General features: G+C 36.9%; 19 protein-coding genes. 1 reads left to right on the forward strand and 18 read right to left on the reverse strand.

All coding sequences use genetic code 11. The features are described 5' to 3' along the window. Positions 1–36 precede the first annotated feature (36 nt). The 14 genes from CALHY_RS12155 to murA all read right to left on the reverse strand — a co-directional run bounded on the left by CALHY_RS12155 (position 37) and on the right by murA (position 12,592). On the reverse strand, positions 37–636 hold the full coding sequence (locus CALHY_RS12155; RefSeq protein WP_013404237.1) for a hypothetical protein: 600 nt from the start codon (positions 634–636) through the stop codon (positions 37–39). Further along, positions 587–988: a hypothetical protein gene (locus CALHY_RS12160; protein ID WP_013404238.1), complete on the reverse strand. Its 402-nt coding sequence runs from the start codon at positions 986–988 to the stop codon at positions 587–589. The genes CALHY_RS12155 and CALHY_RS12160 overlap by 50 nt, the downstream gene beginning before the upstream one ends. 41 nt (positions 989–1,029) lie before the next feature. Then, positions 1,030–2,106 carry a stage II sporulation protein D gene (gene spoIID, locus CALHY_RS12165; RefSeq protein ID WP_013404239.1) on the reverse strand — a complete coding sequence of 359 codons (1,077 nt, stop codon included), beginning with the start codon at positions 2,104–2,106 and terminating at the stop codon, positions 1,030–1,032. Beyond that, on the reverse strand, positions 2,087–4,381 hold the full coding sequence (locus CALHY_RS12170; RefSeq protein WP_013404240.1) for a SpoIIE family protein phosphatase: 2,295 nt from the start codon (positions 4,379–4,381) through the stop codon (positions 2,087–2,089). Before CALHY_RS12170 ends, spoIID begins: the two co-directional genes overlap by 20 nt. Positions 4,382–4,598: 217 nt before the next feature. Next, positions 4,599–5,267, reverse strand: a complete 669-nt coding sequence (locus CALHY_RS12175) for a PspA/IM30 family protein (protein WP_013404241.1) — start codon at positions 5,265–5,267, stop codon at positions 4,599–4,601. A 36-nt stretch (positions 5,268–5,303) separates the two neighbouring features. Further along, positions 5,304–6,635, reverse strand: a complete 1,332-nt coding sequence (locus CALHY_RS12180; protein ID WP_013404242.1) for a hypothetical protein — start codon at positions 6,633–6,635, stop codon at positions 5,304–5,306. A 27-nt stretch (positions 6,636–6,662) separates the two neighbouring features. After that, entirely contained in the window at positions 6,663–7,217 is a 555-nt protein-coding gene (locus CALHY_RS12185; protein WP_013404243.1) for a Uma2 family endonuclease, read from the reverse strand. Between the two features lie 28 nt (positions 7,218–7,245). Further along, the gene (locus tag CALHY_RS12190; protein WP_013404244.1) at positions 7,246–8,040 is read right to left on the reverse strand and encodes an SDR family oxidoreductase; all 795 of its coding nucleotides are present in this window, start codon (positions 8,038–8,040) and stop codon (positions 7,246–7,248) included. Positions 8,041–8,046: 6 nt separating this feature from the next. Further along, positions 8,047–8,520 carry a 2-amino-4-hydroxy-6-hydroxymethyldihydropteridine diphosphokinase gene (gene folK / locus CALHY_RS12195; RefSeq protein ID WP_013404245.1) on the reverse strand — a complete coding sequence of 158 codons (474 nt, stop codon included), beginning with the start codon at positions 8,518–8,520 and terminating at the stop codon, positions 8,047–8,049. 4 nt (positions 8,521–8,524) lie between these two features. Next, a complete protein-coding gene (locus CALHY_RS12200) occupies positions 8,525–8,740 on the reverse strand; it encodes a DUF3006 domain-containing protein (RefSeq protein WP_013404246.1) in 216 nt (71 codons plus the stop codon). A gap of 26 nt (positions 8,741–8,766) precedes the next feature. Beyond that, on the reverse strand, positions 8,767–9,897 hold the full coding sequence (folP, locus tag CALHY_RS12205) for a dihydropteroate synthase (RefSeq protein WP_013404247.1): 1,131 nt from the start codon (positions 9,895–9,897) through the stop codon (positions 8,767–8,769). 16 nt (positions 9,898–9,913) lie between these two features. Further along, positions 9,914–10,858, reverse strand: coding sequence for a biotin--[acetyl-CoA-carboxylase] ligase (locus CALHY_RS12210; RefSeq protein WP_013404248.1), 945 nt, complete (start codon positions 10,856–10,858; stop codon positions 9,914–9,916). Beyond that, positions 10,851–11,279 (reverse strand): DUF1284 domain-containing protein, encoded by a 429-nt coding sequence (locus CALHY_RS12215; protein WP_013404249.1) that lies wholly within the window; start codon positions 11,277–11,279, stop codon positions 10,851–10,853. The genes CALHY_RS12210 and CALHY_RS12215 overlap by 8 nt, the downstream gene beginning before the upstream one ends. A gap of 68 nt (positions 11,280–11,347) precedes the next feature. Further along, positions 11,348–12,592 (reverse strand): UDP-N-acetylglucosamine 1-carboxyvinyltransferase, encoded by a 1,245-nt coding sequence (murA, locus tag CALHY_RS12220; protein ID WP_013404250.1) that lies wholly within the window; start codon positions 12,590–12,592, stop codon positions 11,348–11,350. Between the two features lie 187 nt (positions 12,593–12,779). On the opposite strand from murA, the gene CALHY_RS12225 reads away from it, so the two are divergent. Next, entirely contained in the window at positions 12,780–14,057 is a 1,278-nt protein-coding gene (locus CALHY_RS12225) for a methyl-accepting chemotaxis protein (protein WP_013404251.1), read from the forward strand. A gap of 58 nt (positions 14,058–14,115) precedes the next feature. On the opposite strand, the gene CALHY_RS12230 is transcribed toward CALHY_RS12225, so the two are convergent. The 4 genes from CALHY_RS12230 to tmk (CALHY_RS12245) are packed head-to-tail and all read right to left on the reverse strand — an operon-like array spanning position 14,116 to position 16,518. Continuing rightward, complete coding sequence (locus CALHY_RS12230) at positions 14,116–14,478, reverse strand: hypothetical protein (protein ID WP_013404252.1); 363 nt, start codon at positions 14,476–14,478, stop codon at positions 14,116–14,118. Between the two features lie 18 nt (positions 14,479–14,496). Next, complete coding sequence (locus tag CALHY_RS12235; RefSeq protein ID WP_041723217.1) at positions 14,497–15,084, reverse strand: HD domain-containing protein; 588 nt, start codon at positions 15,082–15,084, stop codon at positions 14,497–14,499. Further along, entirely contained in the window at positions 15,062–15,784 is a 723-nt protein-coding gene (gene tmk, locus CALHY_RS12240; protein WP_013404253.1) for a dTMP kinase, read from the reverse strand. The genes CALHY_RS12235 and tmk (CALHY_RS12240) overlap by 23 nt, the downstream gene beginning before the upstream one ends. After that, positions 15,769–16,518 (reverse strand): dTMP kinase, encoded by a 750-nt coding sequence (gene tmk, locus CALHY_RS12245; protein ID WP_013404254.1) that lies wholly within the window; start codon positions 16,516–16,518, stop codon positions 15,769–15,771. Before tmk (CALHY_RS12245) ends, tmk (CALHY_RS12240) begins: the two co-directional genes overlap by 16 nt. Positions 16,519–16,537 lie beyond the last annotated feature (19 nt).

Raw genomic sequence — 16,537 nt, forward strand, 5'->3', positions numbered from 1 at the left:
TGTAAAGTTTGCTTAAAATCTCAAGGGGTACTATTGTCAAATCTCAACAGTCCATGCACATTCATCTTTTCTGTTGATAAACACATAAAGTTTGCTGCCTTCTTTTTCCACAACCTGCGCAGTGATATCGCTATTTTGAAGGCTGAGTTTTGTAAAATAGTCTACAATGAGGTGTTTTGCCACATTTGTGTTTTGAGAAATTCTTTCCACAAGACAATCTATATATATCTGGTCATTTTGATAAAGTATTCTATCGCAAAGGCTTGTTGTCTCTTTTACATCCACTATATCTTCTTTCCTGACAGAAGACACAATCAAAACCTCTGGACTTCTATACTCTCCAAACCTGTATTTTTTTATATTCACAATAGATGCAATGTACATTTTATTGAAGACTTCATTTTTCGAAAGCTTGTAAGCAAGCCAAAGGTCATGGTTTGCTATGTATGCTTTTTGTGTATCCACATTTACCGCAACCCAGTCTACTGCTATATCTTCAGGTGTCAAAAACCCTGATATGCACTTTACATACACGCCCCAAAGCCCGATTTTCTTGTTATAGTCCTTTTCTATATTCATCCCATTTTCAAGTATCATCTTTTTCTTGTTCGGGTCTACCGGGACATAGACAATCACGTTCAAATCCCTCCACAATCTTTTGTATTTTTTCTGCAAGTTCTTTCAGTTTAAAAGGTTGCTTTTTTAGCTTTTCACAAAGCATCTTAAGCTGCAGGACATTTCCAAATACCAAACAGTCACTCTTTTGAACTGAGTGGTCTATTGAGCCTTTGTTGACAACAGCGTCTGAGCCAATGGAAAGCATTGTCTGTTTTATTATATTTGCCTGTGTGGGTGTCAGGTCTTCTATATATATGTGAAGATACACCATTTTTCTGAGAAGATACTCCTTTGCGTACTTGTCAGGCCCCACTTTTTCAATATACTTCTTTAGTTTTTCAATATTATTTTCCACCAAATAACAGTTCAATTTTAAATTTCTCCTTTCTTAAGACCACATTAAATTTTCTCCTACCTATATTTTAACCTACAAATCTTGACATTTTGATAGTAATAAAGAAGAATCTGCTTATAATTTTTTCCCTGGCGTGCAAGATAGTTTGCTCCCCACTGGCTCATCCCAAGCCCATGCCCATACCCTCTTGTTTGGATTCTCACTCCCCTTTTGTCAGGGTAAATCCAAAACTCTGTCGAATAAAGTCCAAAGATGTTTCTGAACTGATTCCCACTCAAAATTGTATTTCCTACTTTTACAGATCTTACTCTTTGTGTAGCTGTCCTTTCAATTACCCTTATCTGGGAAGATATATTTTGCGTGTCCACCCTCAACCCAGGAAAATATTTTTTTAATCTTTTTATAAACTCACCATAGGTAAAATAAAATTCACCTGAAAATTTGGGACAGCCTTCCTCACCACGACTCACAACACTTTTTAAGTATGGAATTTCTTCTTTAAACACCTCTTTAGCATCTTCAGTTTTTCCGCCAGATGCAGCATGATACAGACTATCTATAATTTCGCCGCTATACACAAGTATCTGTCCTTTTGTTTCTTCTGCTGCCTTGCGTATTTTGCTATAGTACTTTTCAAAGTCTTTGCCCCACTTTTGTTTCATCTCGTCTTTGTCGATATACGCCTGGCAGTGGGAAAAATCATCGCAAAGATAAACCTTTTTTTCTTCATATCCTTTGTGAAAGGCTTTGCTTACAATCTTTCTTGCAGCGTATGTCCTTGAAGCAACTGCCTGGGCTTTTAAAGCCTCCAAATTAAACTCGGCAGGCATTTCTGCTGCTACAACGCCTATAACATATTCTTCAAGCGAAATTCTTTCTATTCTGTTCTTATCCTTTCTGAGAAGATTTATATAAATATCATCTTTTTGATTTTTTCTCTTCAAGTTTGAGGATGCAGTTTGAATATTACTTTCTTGCACAATATTATCTTTTTCTTTCTGCACATTTTTGGAGTTATTGAGTGCTGGTTTTGCAACAATATTTACAATCAAAAGCACAACGAGAGCAAGCAGCATCAAGGTTGTGTCAAGCCAAAAGAAATTATGCCTTCTTTTACTCACCTCTTTTTTCAAGTCCACCTCCAACTTTCAAGACAATTATGGTTACATCATCTTTTATCAAAAACGAATTAGAAATTGCCCATTCAAAAATCTGTTTGGCACAGCTCTGGGTTGAGACAAACTGGTTTTTGGCAATAAACTCTTTCAAAATCCTGTCACCATCCTCGCCCAAGAGCTCAAAAAGCCCGTCAGAGAACATAAATATCATGTCACCCTTTTGAAGTTTGCAGGTTAAAAAGTCAAACTGACTCTCGGCTTCTATTCCAACCGGAAGAGAGTTTGACTCTACCGTCAAAACCTCATTTCCTCTTTTTATGAAGGTTGGCATTGCCCCGGCTTTCAAAAATTCACACAAAAGTGTAAATCTATCTATGCATACAATGTCAACAGAAGCAAATTCTTCAGTGTTTTTAATTGAAAGAAGCGAGTTTATAAACTTTATCGCAACTTTTCTGTCAAACCCAAGCGATGAGAATTTTTTGAGGGCATCTATAACAATAAAGCTGTTTTCTGAAGCAGTTTTACCTGTGCCCATACCGTCTGATATGCAGGCTAAAAACTTTCCGTTTTTGAGTTGCAAAAAACACACCCTGTCACCGTTTATGTTTTCTTTGCTCTTTGAATATATAGAATAATCTATCTGCACATTTGGCTTTTTGATAATGGAAACTGTATATCCACCTGAGATTTTTGGCACCTCTGATATAATTTCTACACCGCAGCCTACAACTCCCTTTACAATCTCTTCTATCTCCATTTTCTTTGGTGCTTTAAACCCATCTTTGAGGTCTATATCTATCTGAAAATAATTATCATATACAACATACTCAACCTTTTCAACCTCATACCCGAACCGCGCAAGTTCAAGTTCAATCTCTCTTGATGTTCCCCTGTCTTTTTTTGCTTCATTTTCAGCCATCTTTGCAGCATCAATCACAATGTCCTTTAAAATTTCTATGTGCGTCCTGAACACATTTTCTTTTGGACTTGATGCCTCTTGAACAAGCTTTGAATATTTCAAAGATTCCAAGAAACCATTTATAACTATTACAAACTCTTTGGATTTTTCACACAAAAATCTAAATTCTTTTAAATCCTCTTGAGAAAGCTTTCCCTTCTTCAATATTATATTTTTTATCTCGTTCAAACTATGATTTGTCCTTTGATAATCTATGTTCCAGCACACATTTGAATTGCTGCAATCCAAACAAAGTTTTTGACATGCACTTTGAACAATATTCTTTGCTTCATCCTTGCAAATTAAAACTGCTGGTTTGCTGCAAGCATTCTGCTGTATATTTTCAAGTACAGACGCAACCCCAAAAATCTTTTCTTTAATCATCCTCTGTACCTCCCTCTCATCAGTACTCTGCAGCTTTACAATCCTCTCTAACGGAAACAGACAGAAAAGCACAGCAGCTACTAAAATCTCGCGGACTCTTACCGTTGGGTTTGACGATATGTAAAACATGGATATGACATATCCGCAAAATCCCCCAAGAGCAACCCCAAGCTTGCCAAACCCTTTGAAAAGCCCTGCAACAAGGCTTGAGAATGCAAATGCACACGAAATCTCTAAACTTGTTCCTTCATTTATACTCTCTAAAAGTCCAACAACAAACCCCATTGCAGTTGCTATTGTCATCCCATGGAAAAGCGATATTGCAAAAATTAGAATGAAAAACAGCACGTATCTTACAGCAAGCACCGAATCAAAACCATTTGAAAGCCCCAAAAAGCTCAAAGCCAGAACTACAACCACAACCACTGTCTGTTCAGCTGCATATGTTTTTTTGGTATAAACTGCATCAAAAAACCTCTCAAACATAATTACTGCCCAAAAACACCCAATCATCTCAAGTACAAGATACAAAAACTCTATCGGTGCTTTAGAAAACAGAAAAATAGAAATGCTACCACTGCTTCCCACACTCAAAGCGCAGAGCAGGGCCTTTGAATAAAGGTTTAGGTCAAAAAAATGGTTTATTGTAGTTATCAAAAGAATGGAGAGCACATATTTTAATATTGAGCTTTTATCTGAACACGAAATTATCCCGAAGATGGAAAAAAGCGAGGCTAAATAGTACATATAATCCTTCTTTTTAAAACTTGCAACGTATGCACAAGAAAAGAAGCTTCTTGAAAACAGGCTGCATCTTCCAAGCAAAAAGGCTAAAATCAGAATAAAAAACTCCTGTGCACTAAAAACCAAAAACCGGTCTGATATAGTATCCTTTGAACTTTTTGTCTGCTGTCTTTTAAACTGCAAAACCTCAAGTCTTTCCAAGGCAAAATCATCTCCTTTTGTATAAATTCTCAAAATCTTTTGTAAACCAATCACCTGTACAATCTATTCTACCTACCCTGCCCTGTATTTTTTGTTGTAAATAGTAAGATAGCTAAAAAATTTTTTACGACAAAAAAATAAAAAAGGGTGCAAAGGTCTAAAAAACCTTTTTGCACCCAATATAAAAAGCTTGCTTGCACGCACAAATCTTTTCTTTTTACTTGCCCATCTTCTCTTTTAGTTTTTGAAGCTCATCCAAAATGTCCTCATCACTATTTTCGAGTTCTTTAAATCTGTCTTCAAGTGTTTTTGAAGCATTTAAAAGCTCTTCATGCGCCTGAGCTCTTGCCTCTTTCTGTTCAATCTTCTGCGCATACTTTTCAAACGACTCAAACGCAGATGTGTCTGTGAGCTTGCTCATTGTCTGTGTGATTGTAACCTGGGCATCAGCCCTCTTCGACTTGGCAATGAGCAAATCTCTTCTCCTCTTTGCCTCTTCAATCTTGTCTTCCAGCATCTTAAGCCCGCTCTTTAACTTTTCCACAGCCTCGTGCTGTGCCTCATATTGTTTCTGATACTCATCTGCAAGTCTTTCGAATTCTCTTTTTCTCTTTAGCGCTTCTACTGCAAGTTCATCCTCGCCTTTTGATACGGCAAGCTCAGCCTTCTTCTGCCACTCTTCAGCAGCCTTTTTGTTTTCTTCAACCTTCTTTTGCAAAATCTTTTCATCTGCAAGAGCGTTTGCAACCTCAACCCTTGCTTTTTGCAGCTGGTCTTCCATGTCTTCAATCAGCTGATTGAGCATCTTTTCAGGGTCGGCTGCTTTTTCAATAAGGTCGTTTATGTTCGCCTTGAGAAGCTGGGCAATCTTTTGAAATACCCCCATAGCAATAAAACCTCCCGAAAATGTAATATTTTATTTTTATCCAAAAAACTCATCAAAAAGGTCTTTTATGACCTTTTTAATTGTATCGCTGCCGCTTGAAAATGAAGATGACTTCAAAAGCGCATCTGAGATAGCGTTCTGGTATTCTATATAGCGTTTTTTGAACTCGTCAAAGTTGCTACTGTACAAAAGCTCTTTCAAGTTTTTATAATATGAGTCAAAAAGGTTAGATGATAGGCCAACTTTTAGCCTATTTTTTGCCTCTTTCAAAAATCTCTCGAAATTTTCAAGAAGCTTTTTGCACTCTGAAAACTCCCGTGTAAAGGTCAAAATGGTGCTTTCTAGCTCAGATATCTCTTTTTCTAACTTTTCATTATCGGCACAGCTTTCAAGCAAGTTTTTCACTCGTTCAATCTCAAGGTCTACTTTATAGAATTTAAAGCCAACCTTGTCGTAAACTGACACAATTTTTTCAAACTTGTCGACAAGCTCTTTTTGAGATCTCATCTTTTTCTGAAAATCCTGTGCTAATTCATTTTCAACCTGCATAAGTTCTTCCAAAAAGTCTTCTGCCAGGACAATCTTTTCAAAGTCGCTTGACACCTGAAGTTTTAAAAGCAAGCTATCGAACATCTTTTGAATCTCCAAAGCTTTAGATGCAGATTTTGACAGAATAAGAGGATACTTTTCTTCAAACCTCTTTGTCAAAAGCTGTATCATTGAATTTATATAGCTACTTTTCTTCTCGTCATCAAGACTTTTGAAATATTCTATTTTCTCATCAATTCTTTTTATACCCTCAACCGCCTTTTTCAAATCATCATCTGAAACTCTTTTTGCAAAAAGTTCATCTATCTTTTGCTTTAAAACCTCCTTATTTTTAATCCCATCTACAGCTTTTTCTACCTTTTCAATGTACTCTAATTCTTCTTGAAGTGTCTTTTCAGAATCTTTTAAAACCTTTTCCAGAAAATCTAAATCACTTTTGAGTATGTTGTAGATTGTCAAAAAGGTTTTAAACTCACTGTCTGAATAGCTCTTTTTTATCCCTTCATGGTACTCTTTCAGGTTTTTGAAATTTATGGTAATCTCTTCAAACTTGCTCTCAAGTTTTCGCCCATCATCAAGTAACTTGAAAAACTTTACCTTGTCCTCTAAGTTCAAGATCCTGTTTGAAATTGCTTCAAAATACTCTTCCACCCTTTGCAAGTTTTTAAGCCTTCTCATCTTCTCAGCTTTTTTTCTCTTGATAGCAACAGTTGCCACAATCAGAACAATTATAAAGAAAAGCCCGAGCAAAAACCACAAAAGCTGCGTCCACAACAATTTTGAAAACTCTATTTCAACTTTGTAAAACCCACCCCACATATTTTTAAAGCCTCTCTTTTTGATTTTTTAGAAATTGAACACATTCTCTATGTCAAATTCTAAGTTCTCAAATACAGCTGACTTTACAATCCCTTTTTGAGACAGTGCAGCATATTCTATATATACTCCATTATCTAAAACGAAAACCTGGACAGATTTGTTACGCGGGTTTACAATCCAGTACTCACAAACATCAAAGTAGCTGTAAAGCTGCATCTTTTTTATATAGTCAACAGAAGCACTTGATGGTGAGAGCACCTCAACAATCAGTTTTGGCACACCTTTGTATCCTTTTTCTGTGATGAATTTCTTGTTGCATATTACCACTAAATCCGGCTGTACAACGTGAATGTCTCCTGTCTTTTCATCTTCAAAAATCACATCAAACGGAGAGATTACAGGGATGCACTCTTTCCCCTCAAAATATCTCATAAATTCTATGTTAAGTCTCGATATTGTCATCTGGTGCTCAAACGAAGGCGACGCTAAAAAATAGATATTCCCATCTATAAACTCTGCTCTTTTTTCCTGTGAAATTTTTAAAAACTCCTCATATGCTGCTCTTTTCTTTTCAGGAATCATCACTGTTTACCTACCTTTTTGATATTTTTTACTCCTCATAAATCATCTTAACTGTCATACCACCGTCAACAATTAGATTTGTGCCTGTGATAAATGAGCTTTTCTCAGATGACAAAAACAAAATGGCGTTTGCAATGTCTTCGGGCATACCCACCCTTCCTGCCGGATGCTGAAGATGGTCAATTTCCCGCAGCTGTGGTTCTTTTCGGCATTTTCTTTTCTTGTACCTTGACGTTTCAATCCACCCCGGACTTATGGCGTTTACCCTAATTTTCTTTAACGATAGCGACAGGGCTAAAGAGTGTGTAAGTGCAAGTATACCGCCTTTTGACGCTGAATATGGTTCTGTGTTTGGCTCAGACATCAAAGCTCTTGTCGATGCTATATTGACAATAGATGCGCCCTCTTTTAAATAAGGCAGCAAAAACTTTACCATCAAGTATGGTGCTCTAAGGTTAATATTTATCACTTTATCCCATTCATCAACACTTCTTTCTTCAATCCACTTTGTTGAAGATATAGCCGCATTGTTGATAAGAACGTCTATTTTCCCAGCTTTTTCACCAATCTTATGGCAGACAAGCTCAATCTCTTTTGCATCTACTAAGTCACACTCAAAAAAGATTATTTTGTTTTTGAACTTATCAAAAAAGTCCTGTAAAGCATCCTCAATTGCTTCTCTGTCATTGTCAATGGCAAAAACGGTTGCACCATTTTCAAGAAAAGAGAGTGCTGTGACAAGACCAATTCCCTGGGCAGCACCAGTTATAACCACATTTTTGCCTTCAAACTCAGGCATGATGAAAAAAGAATTGTTTGGCATTTCGTATCATTCCTTTCTTGGAGATGTAAGCTGAGTGTAAAGTTCATACACACTTTTTTTCAGCACAGGATGTACAAAATCTTTTTCAATTTCGCAAATAGGCTCAAGTACAAATAGTCTTTTGTGAAGTTCCGGATGCGGGATTTTGAGATTTTCTGTGTCTATAACACAGTCATCATAAAAAAGAATGTCAATATCAATATTCCTTGGTCCCCATTTAAAAAGCCTTATTCTGCCCATTTTGTTTTCAATCCCAAGCACAAACTCAAGAAGTTCAAACGGTGAAAGCATGGTTGTGCCTTTCAAAACACAGTTTAAAAACTTTGGCTGGTCAACAAATCCATAAGGCTGGGTTTCAATTATGCTTGAAATCTTTTCAATTATTATCTTATCTTTTAGGTGTTCAATTGCTCTTTTTATATTCTCATGTCTGTTGCCAAGATTGCTTCCAAGCCCTAAAAAAACAATATGTTTATCCATCTTTTTACTTTCCGCCTTCCTCTTTTAAGCTCTCAAATAGGTCTTTTATTCTTTGTTCTCTCTCTTTAGTACTCTGCATATCTATTGATATTACCAGAACATCACCCTCCCTTGCATCTTCGGGCACAATTTCTATAGGGACTGTTACCATTTTTCTTCCCTCAAGCTCAACTATAGCAAAGTTACCTTCAAACCTGTCAATGACCACTTTTTTCACCATAATTTGTACACCTCTTTTTTAAAAGTTTAAACTCCTTCGAAGATAGCCTGTGTCATCAAGATGGCTCTTTTATTTTCTTTTACATCATGCACCCTTACAAATTCAATCCTTTTTTGAACACATATTACAGAGATTGCCAAAGTACCTTCAAGCCTTTCCTCAGGTCCAAGATTACCGAGCACATGGCCAATCACCGATTTTCTGGATGCCCCAATCAAAATGGGTCTTCCTAAAACCTTGAACTCTTCACATCTTCGCAATATCTCCAAGTTGTCCTCTGGTCTTTTCCCAAAGCCAATGCCAGGGTCTAAGATGATGTTTTCAAGTTTCACACCAGCTTTTTGTGCCTGTTCAATTCTTTCTTCAAAAAACTGCAAAATCTCTTCTACGACATCTTCATAGTAAGGGTTTTTCTGCATATCCTTTGGTGTACCTTTGATGTGCATGATTACGATAGGAACATTATACTGCGCTGCCACGTAAAACATGTCTTTGTCAAACGTCCCGCCGCTGATATCATTTATAATGTCAGCACCAGCTTCTATTGCTTTTTGAGCTACTCTGCTTTTATATGTATCAATTGAAATTGGGATATTTTTATCCATATCTCTTATCGCTTCAATTGCAGGAATTACTCTTTTTAGCTCCTCCTCTTCCTCAACTGGCTCTGAAAAAGGTCTTGTGGACTCACCGCCAATGTCCAGAACATCTGCACCATCTTGAATCATCTGGAGTGCTCTTTGGGTTACCTTTTCAACTTGAACTCTTGAGCCCTCATAAAACGAGTCTGGTGTGACATTTATAATCCCCATCACGTTTGTCTTCAAAAGGCTTATCTGTTTATCTTTTGCCAGCAAATATCTTTGTGAAATGGTAAAATCTGCATCAAAACTACACTCTATCCCTTCCTCAGCTAAAATACATCTTGTCTTTTCAAAGTTGTGAAATGATGTTGTTGCAAAAATTATAGGACCATTTGAAACTGTAAAATAACCCATGTTTGAAAGAAGCTGAACAAATTCTGAAGGATTTTTTATGTTATCAAATCTCAAAATTATCGAGTTTGCTTCTTTTTCAAATTCCAAAATGTCTTTCTCATCAAAACCTTTTTGATATAAAATTCTTTTTATATTCGCGTCTTTTGATATTATCCTCAAGTCTCACCATCTCCTTTTAAAATCTTATTGTAACCTCACCGCTTGATATCTTTATTATTTCTCCATCCTTCTCACATACAAGCTCACCATTTTCGCCAATGTCCCTGCAAAGCATCCTCTCACCGTTTATCAAAATCTCTTTTCCAAGATTTAAGCAAAAGCTTTTATATTCATCCCTGAAATATGAAAAACCATATTTATCAAAGTTGGGAAGCTCTCTTTCAAATTCATTTAAAATGTCAATAATTAGCCTTGTCCTGTCAAAATTTTTCGATGTTTCAGCCTTTAAAGTTGTCGCAATATCTTTTATATTCTCTGGAACGCTTTCTGCATTGACATTTATTCCTATACCAATTATTACACTGCCAAGACCTTCAACCTCACCTGACAGTTCTGACAAAATTCCACAAACTTTTTTGCCGTTCAAATATATATCGTTTGACCACTTTATAAAGCTCTGAACCCCATGTTTTCTCAAAACCCTGTTTATCACAAGCCCTGTGAAAAGTGTAAGCGGTACAATTTTTTCTAAATCAAGCAAAAGAAGTTTCAATAGTATGGACATTTTTATACCTTTTTCAAGGTCCACCCACCTGCGTGAAAGTCTGCCTCTTCCTTGAGTTTGCCTCTCAGTATATACAACTGTTGCGCTTTCAAGATGTTGTTGGTTCTGTTTTACATATGTATTTGTTGAGTCTACTTCATCAAGGTATATAAACTCTTTGAAAAGGTTTGAGGATTGGATGTAGTCTTTTATTTCCCAAACTCTTATTATATCCTTGTCAGAAAGCTCATAACCCTTTTTCTTTAAAGACTCAATCTTGTAGCCCAAAGCTTTTAGCGACTTTATTCTCTTGTTTATTGCCATTCGGCTGATATTCAAAGAAGAGGCAAGCTCTTCACCTGAGACGTACTCATTTTCATACAGTTTTCTTAATATGAAGATGTCCTTTTCATCCATTTTTCCACAAGTCCTTTCTGTAAAAGCTTTCTCTGCAAAAACCAAGGGTAAACCATTCACATGTTCGGCAGATGCTCTCGAGCTGCTGTGGTAAAACTTTTTTCAAAACATTGTAAGCTTCAGATGGCAGCACATCTTCTAAATCAGAAAGCCCATATAGCTTTAAAAGCTCAACTACTTTTTCATCATACATTTTGACCTTTCCTTCAAACCTGCACTCTGTAGCAGCTAAATTGGGGCAACATCTGCAAATTTCATCTGGAAAAGATACAATTGTTATAGGTGCATTTTCAAGGTAAACACTTTTATATACCCTCTCAAAATTTTCAACAAACTCCTTGCTGTACCCTGCTCCTTTAAAGCCTAAAAAACACAAAAGATGATGTGCTCTGAGTATAATTGGCATTTTTGTTCTGTTCATTTCTTTCAGTAAACAAGCTTTTTAACTTAATTATACCACAATTTTTCAGCAAGGAAGACAAAATCCCTTTAAACTCTCTTTATCTTTCCACCAAGACTTGTGATATTTTTCTCAAATTCGAAATATCCCCTGTCGATGTGAAATGCACCTTCAACCTCACTCACACCCTCTGCTGAGAGCGCTGCCAAAACAAGTGCAGCACCACCGCGCAAGTCTTTTGCTTCAACCTTTGCACCTTTGAGCTTTTTAACACCTTCAACCACTGCTACTCTTCCTTCCACTTTTATATTCGCGCCCATTTTGACAAGCTCTCCAACGTGCAAAAATCTGTTTTCAAATATTGTCTCAATGATAACGCTTGTGCCTTTTGCTATACTTAGCATACTCATCATGGGTGCTTGCATATCTGTCGGAAAACCAGGGTAAGGCAGGGTTTTTATGTCTGTTGCCAAAATCCTGTCGGGTGCTTCAACGCGCACAGCATTTTCCCCTTCATAGACCTTCACACCGCTCTCTTTGAACTTGGCAATAATGGGTCTTATATGCTCACAAATCACATTTGTAAGTTCAAGCTCCCCACCACACATTGCAGCCATTGCCATGTACGTTCCCGCCTCAATCCTGTCCGGAATTGGAACAAATGAGCAGCCAAAAAGCTTTTTCACACCCAAAACCCTGATGGTATCAGTGCCGGCACCCATCACTTTTGCGCCCATTGAGTTTAAAAAATTTGCAAGACACACAACCTCAGGTTCGGTCGCAGCGTTTTCTATTATGGTCTCCCCCTCTGCTAAAACGGCTGCTATCATGATATTTTCTGTTGCTCCAACAGACGGAAAGTCTAAATATACCTTGGCACCTTTTAACTTTTTAACCTTTGCTTCAATGTACCCTTGATTGAGTTTAATCTCTGCACCAAGCTGGGAAAGCCCTTTTATGTGAAGGTCAATCGGTCGTGTGCCAATGTTACACCCGCCCGGCATACCCAGCACAACCTTTTTCCCACGCGCAAGAAGGCTTCCTAAAAGAAGTATTGAAGCTCTGAGTTTGTTCACCCCATCTACGTTTATATCACCGTTTTTGATATCAGGAGTGATTTGCAGTTTGCCGTCCTCAATCTTTACATCGCACCCACAATGGGAAAGAAGCTGCAAAAGCACTTTGATGTCTTCCAGCAAAGGCACATCCAGAATTTCAATCGGATCACTTGACAGCAAGGATGCTGCCAAAAGTGGCAATATCGCATTTTTCGAGCTGTGAACCTTTATTGAGCCAGAAATCTTATTTGCACCTTCTATTACAAATTTCGACATTTATTTTTCTTCCCCGTCTTAAAGTTTTGTTTATTATAGTAGTATTGAAATCTTTTTATGGCTTTAGACAAAAAGTTTTATATAATTTTTAGATACTATTTTGAAAAGAAATATTAGCAAAAAGGTCACATCTTGTATTATAATAGAAAGTAACTAAAGAAATTTTTGGGTAGAAGGAGTGAAATTAATGCCACCAAAAAATGAGCAAAATGGTGCTGTCAAAAAAGGAGTTATAAGTCTTACATATGTTGCCTTAGCATTTATCATTGTTCTTGATATCCTGCTTGGCATAATAATGCCAAATGCAAGCTTAAAGCTCAATGCTATTTTGGTTGCAACAATCACATTCATCCTGACCTTAGCTATCACAGCTTTTATGATTAGGTATGAAATGAATAAGATGATTGCAAAACTTGAAGATGTTCTCGAAAAAATCAAAAACGGGGATTACAGCAGGCTAATCTCGTCAAAAGAGTTCGGCAACATCCAGAGAGTAGCATCAAGCGTAAACATTGTTCTTTCGGATATAAAGACGTTGATTGAAAGCTTTTTTGACCTGTCAAACGCAATCGTCGGTGCATCCAAAAAGGTCACAAAGACATCTGAAGAAGCAGCCGCTGCAATTGAAGAGATTGCAAAGACAGTTGAAGAAATTGCAAAAGGTGCATCCCAGCAAGCTGAAGAAGCACAGCACGGTGTTTTGCTTGTAAATAACCTTTCTGAACAGATAAATGCTGTGTCTGAAAGCTATAACGGTGTGATTGAAGAGGCAAACAAGATTGATGTCCTCAACAAAGATGGAATTGAAAAGATGAGTGCTCTTAGAGAAAAGAGCGAAATTGCAGTGTCAACAGCTGAAAAGGTAATCGACACTATCATGTCTTTCATTGACAGGATTAAGAACATCTCAAACTTTGTTGAGGTTATCAACACCATCACCGAGCAGACAAACCTTTTGGCACTCAATGCTGCAATTGAGGCAGCAAGAGCGGGTGAGGCAGGAAAAGGGTTTGCAGTTGTTGCAGATGAGGTTAGAAAACTTGCCGACCAGAGCAAAAAGGCAGCAGATGAGATAAATTCTATTGTCGATGTCATTTTGAGTGAGACAGAAAATACAATAAAGATCATAGATGAGATAAAAGAGGCAGCGCTCGGTCAGAAAGATGCAGTTGTGGAATCACAGCAGTCCTTTGCAAAAATCTCCGATGAGATAAACGCAATTGTAGAAAAGACATATGTTGTAAAAGAAGCACTCAGCAGAATGGAAGAGGCAAGAAATGCAGTTATTCGGGCAATAGAGAGCATATCTTCTGTATCTGAAGAGACGGCGGCAGCATCACAAGAGGTTGCAGCAACTGTTGAAAATCAGTTAAATTCTATAAATGAGATGAAATACTCTGCACAGTCACTTCAAAAGCTTGTCGATGAGCTTGAAAAGAGACTTAAGAAGTATAAGATACGATAAAAAAAGAGGGGGTTGTCCTTCAAACTTTTCCAAAGGCCAACCCCCTTGTTTTTTTGCTCTATTTTTGCGTATACTCTTTGGTATCAGACAACTGGGAATGAATACAATAAACGTTGTCCAATAAAAGATTAACAAGATTTTCAAGCTTTTCTATCTTGCAATCAAGTTCTTTTTGAAGCTCTTTGTGCTGCTTCTCGTTTCTCCATTTTAGAAGTTCTTGATGAACTCTCCCCAGAATCTCTATTTTTAAAAATGCTTTTTCGTTTATTTTGTAGTTCTCATCCAACAAAAACTTTAAATTTTCTATACTCGAACATATAGAAAACATTTGCTGGTTGAGCGCCCACACCACTTGCGTTAGATTTTTAATTTCTTTTTTCAAATCCTCCATCTCTAAAGCCAATTTATTTTCACTGTTCATTCCCCGCATACCTCCTTCTTAGCTTACCCTTACTTTGTTTTCAATCTCAATCTTTTGCAGCTCAAATAGATACAAAAACAGTTCTCCTTTTTTCTCCACTCGGCTGAGAAGAGTAGGTGTTATAATTCCATCAACAACAATCCTTACAAAATCATCCTCGATTTTTATTCCTTTTATTTGTATCTCTTCACCCGAATAATCAAAGCTGTCTGCAAGTCTTAAAATTGCACTCAATATAAGGGTCATATTTTTGTCTTTCGATTTCAATTTAAATGTCTTTGATTTAATTTTCTTTCGGTGGTTATAGCACACCAAAGCTAAAATCTTTTTAAGTTCTTTTGGGTACTCCTTCAAGGCAAGATCATTTTTAATCAAATAATATGAATGCTTATGATGTTTCTTTTCATTAACAAATGTCCCAATATCATGTAATATACACGCATGTTCCAAGAGTTTTCTTTCAGTATCTGATAAGTTGTGAAGGTTTATGGTACTGTCGAATAAAAACAGAGCCTGGTCTTTTACAAAATTTGCATGCCGCGGATCATATCCATATTTTTGAGCAAGTTGAAGCACGTTATGGTCAAACAGTTCTAACTGATTCATTTTTATCCTCCTCTTGTAGTATTTTTAAGATTTCTTCCCTAATTCTTTTCTGTATGATACCCACACCCTGATTGCCATCAATAACTACAAAATTATATTCTTTTGCCATTTCCTCATATTCTTTTTTGAGCAAAAAATGATATTTTTTAAAACTCTCGAACATGTCAGCAGAAAGCTGAATATCCATTCCAGATTCCCAGTAATCAAGATGTCCATACTTCTGAAATGTTCTGGTAAGCAAAATATCTATACTGACATCTAGATATATTATAAGGTCTGGAACTATGGCAAAACCCAAAAGTCTTTTAAGCCATTCTTTATCTGCTCCTCTGACAATATCACGAGCCATGAGGGTAAAGATATACCTGTCTGCAAGGACAACATAACCCGCAGAGAGAGCAGGTATTATCTGATTTTCAAGCTGGTCAGCAAAATCACAACAGTAAAGAAGACTCAAGGTAGTCTTACCAAGTGTATTGCCCTTTTTAGCTCTTTCTATAACATCGCCCACCAGTCTTGATCTTTTTAGTCCAGTATTTAACACTGCATAACCGCTTGCTTCAAGCCATTCTTTCAAAAGCTCTATCTGTGTTGACCTTCCGGAACAGTCCGGTCCTTCTATTACAATCAGTTTTCCTCGCTTTTGTAATAATTCGAAATTTGGAAGTGCAAATCCATAAAATTTCATTTCAGTTGCCATTTAGCTTCACCTTCTTTGTTATAAGTACTCAATATCCACTTTTGAGTAGGTGGACTGTAATCATGAAGATATCTTTGGACAATCTCCCTGACCATCTTTTGTTGTTGCCTTATAGAAAGAGTTCCATCAATTGTAATAAACCCTTCCTGTTCAGCAAGCATGTCGTACATCTGAATAATCTTTGACTGGTAAAGCTTAAAACTTTCTACGGTATCAGTGCTCAAACCCAAATCCATCCCTGCTTCATAGTACTTTATTTGTGTTCGACCCATTAAAATCCTGTCAATTGCTACATCAACTGGCACTTTAAAATAAAATGTTACAGTTGGCTTTACTGCAAAATCATATACTGTCTTGACCCACTCTGGATTGCAGCCTCTTGCAATGTCCCGTGCATAGGCTGTATAGATGTATCTGTCACACAATACTATATATCCTGCTCGCAAATGAGGAAGTATAAGCCTTTCATATCTATCAGCAAAATCACAAGCATGTAAAAGGGAAAAAGTAGTGGGAGTTAATAGATTTTTCTTTTTCGCTTTCTTTGTAGCATTCTTTACTAAATCAGATGAATTCCATTCAGTAAAAAATACCGTATATCCCAAAAACTCTAACCACTTTTTTAAAAGATGAACCTGAGTAGATTTACCAGAACCATCACATCCTTCCACAACAAATAATCTTCCTTCATACGTTTTTGTGAGTCCCAAACCTCTTATTTCCTTAAACATCATTGGAACATTCCATCTCCTT

It is taken from the genome of Caldicellulosiruptor hydrothermalis 108, assembly GCF_000166355.1.
GTDB classification, from domain to species: domain Bacteria; phylum Bacillota; class Thermoanaerobacteria; order Caldicellulosiruptorales; family Caldicellulosiruptoraceae; genus Caldicellulosiruptor; species Caldicellulosiruptor hydrothermalis.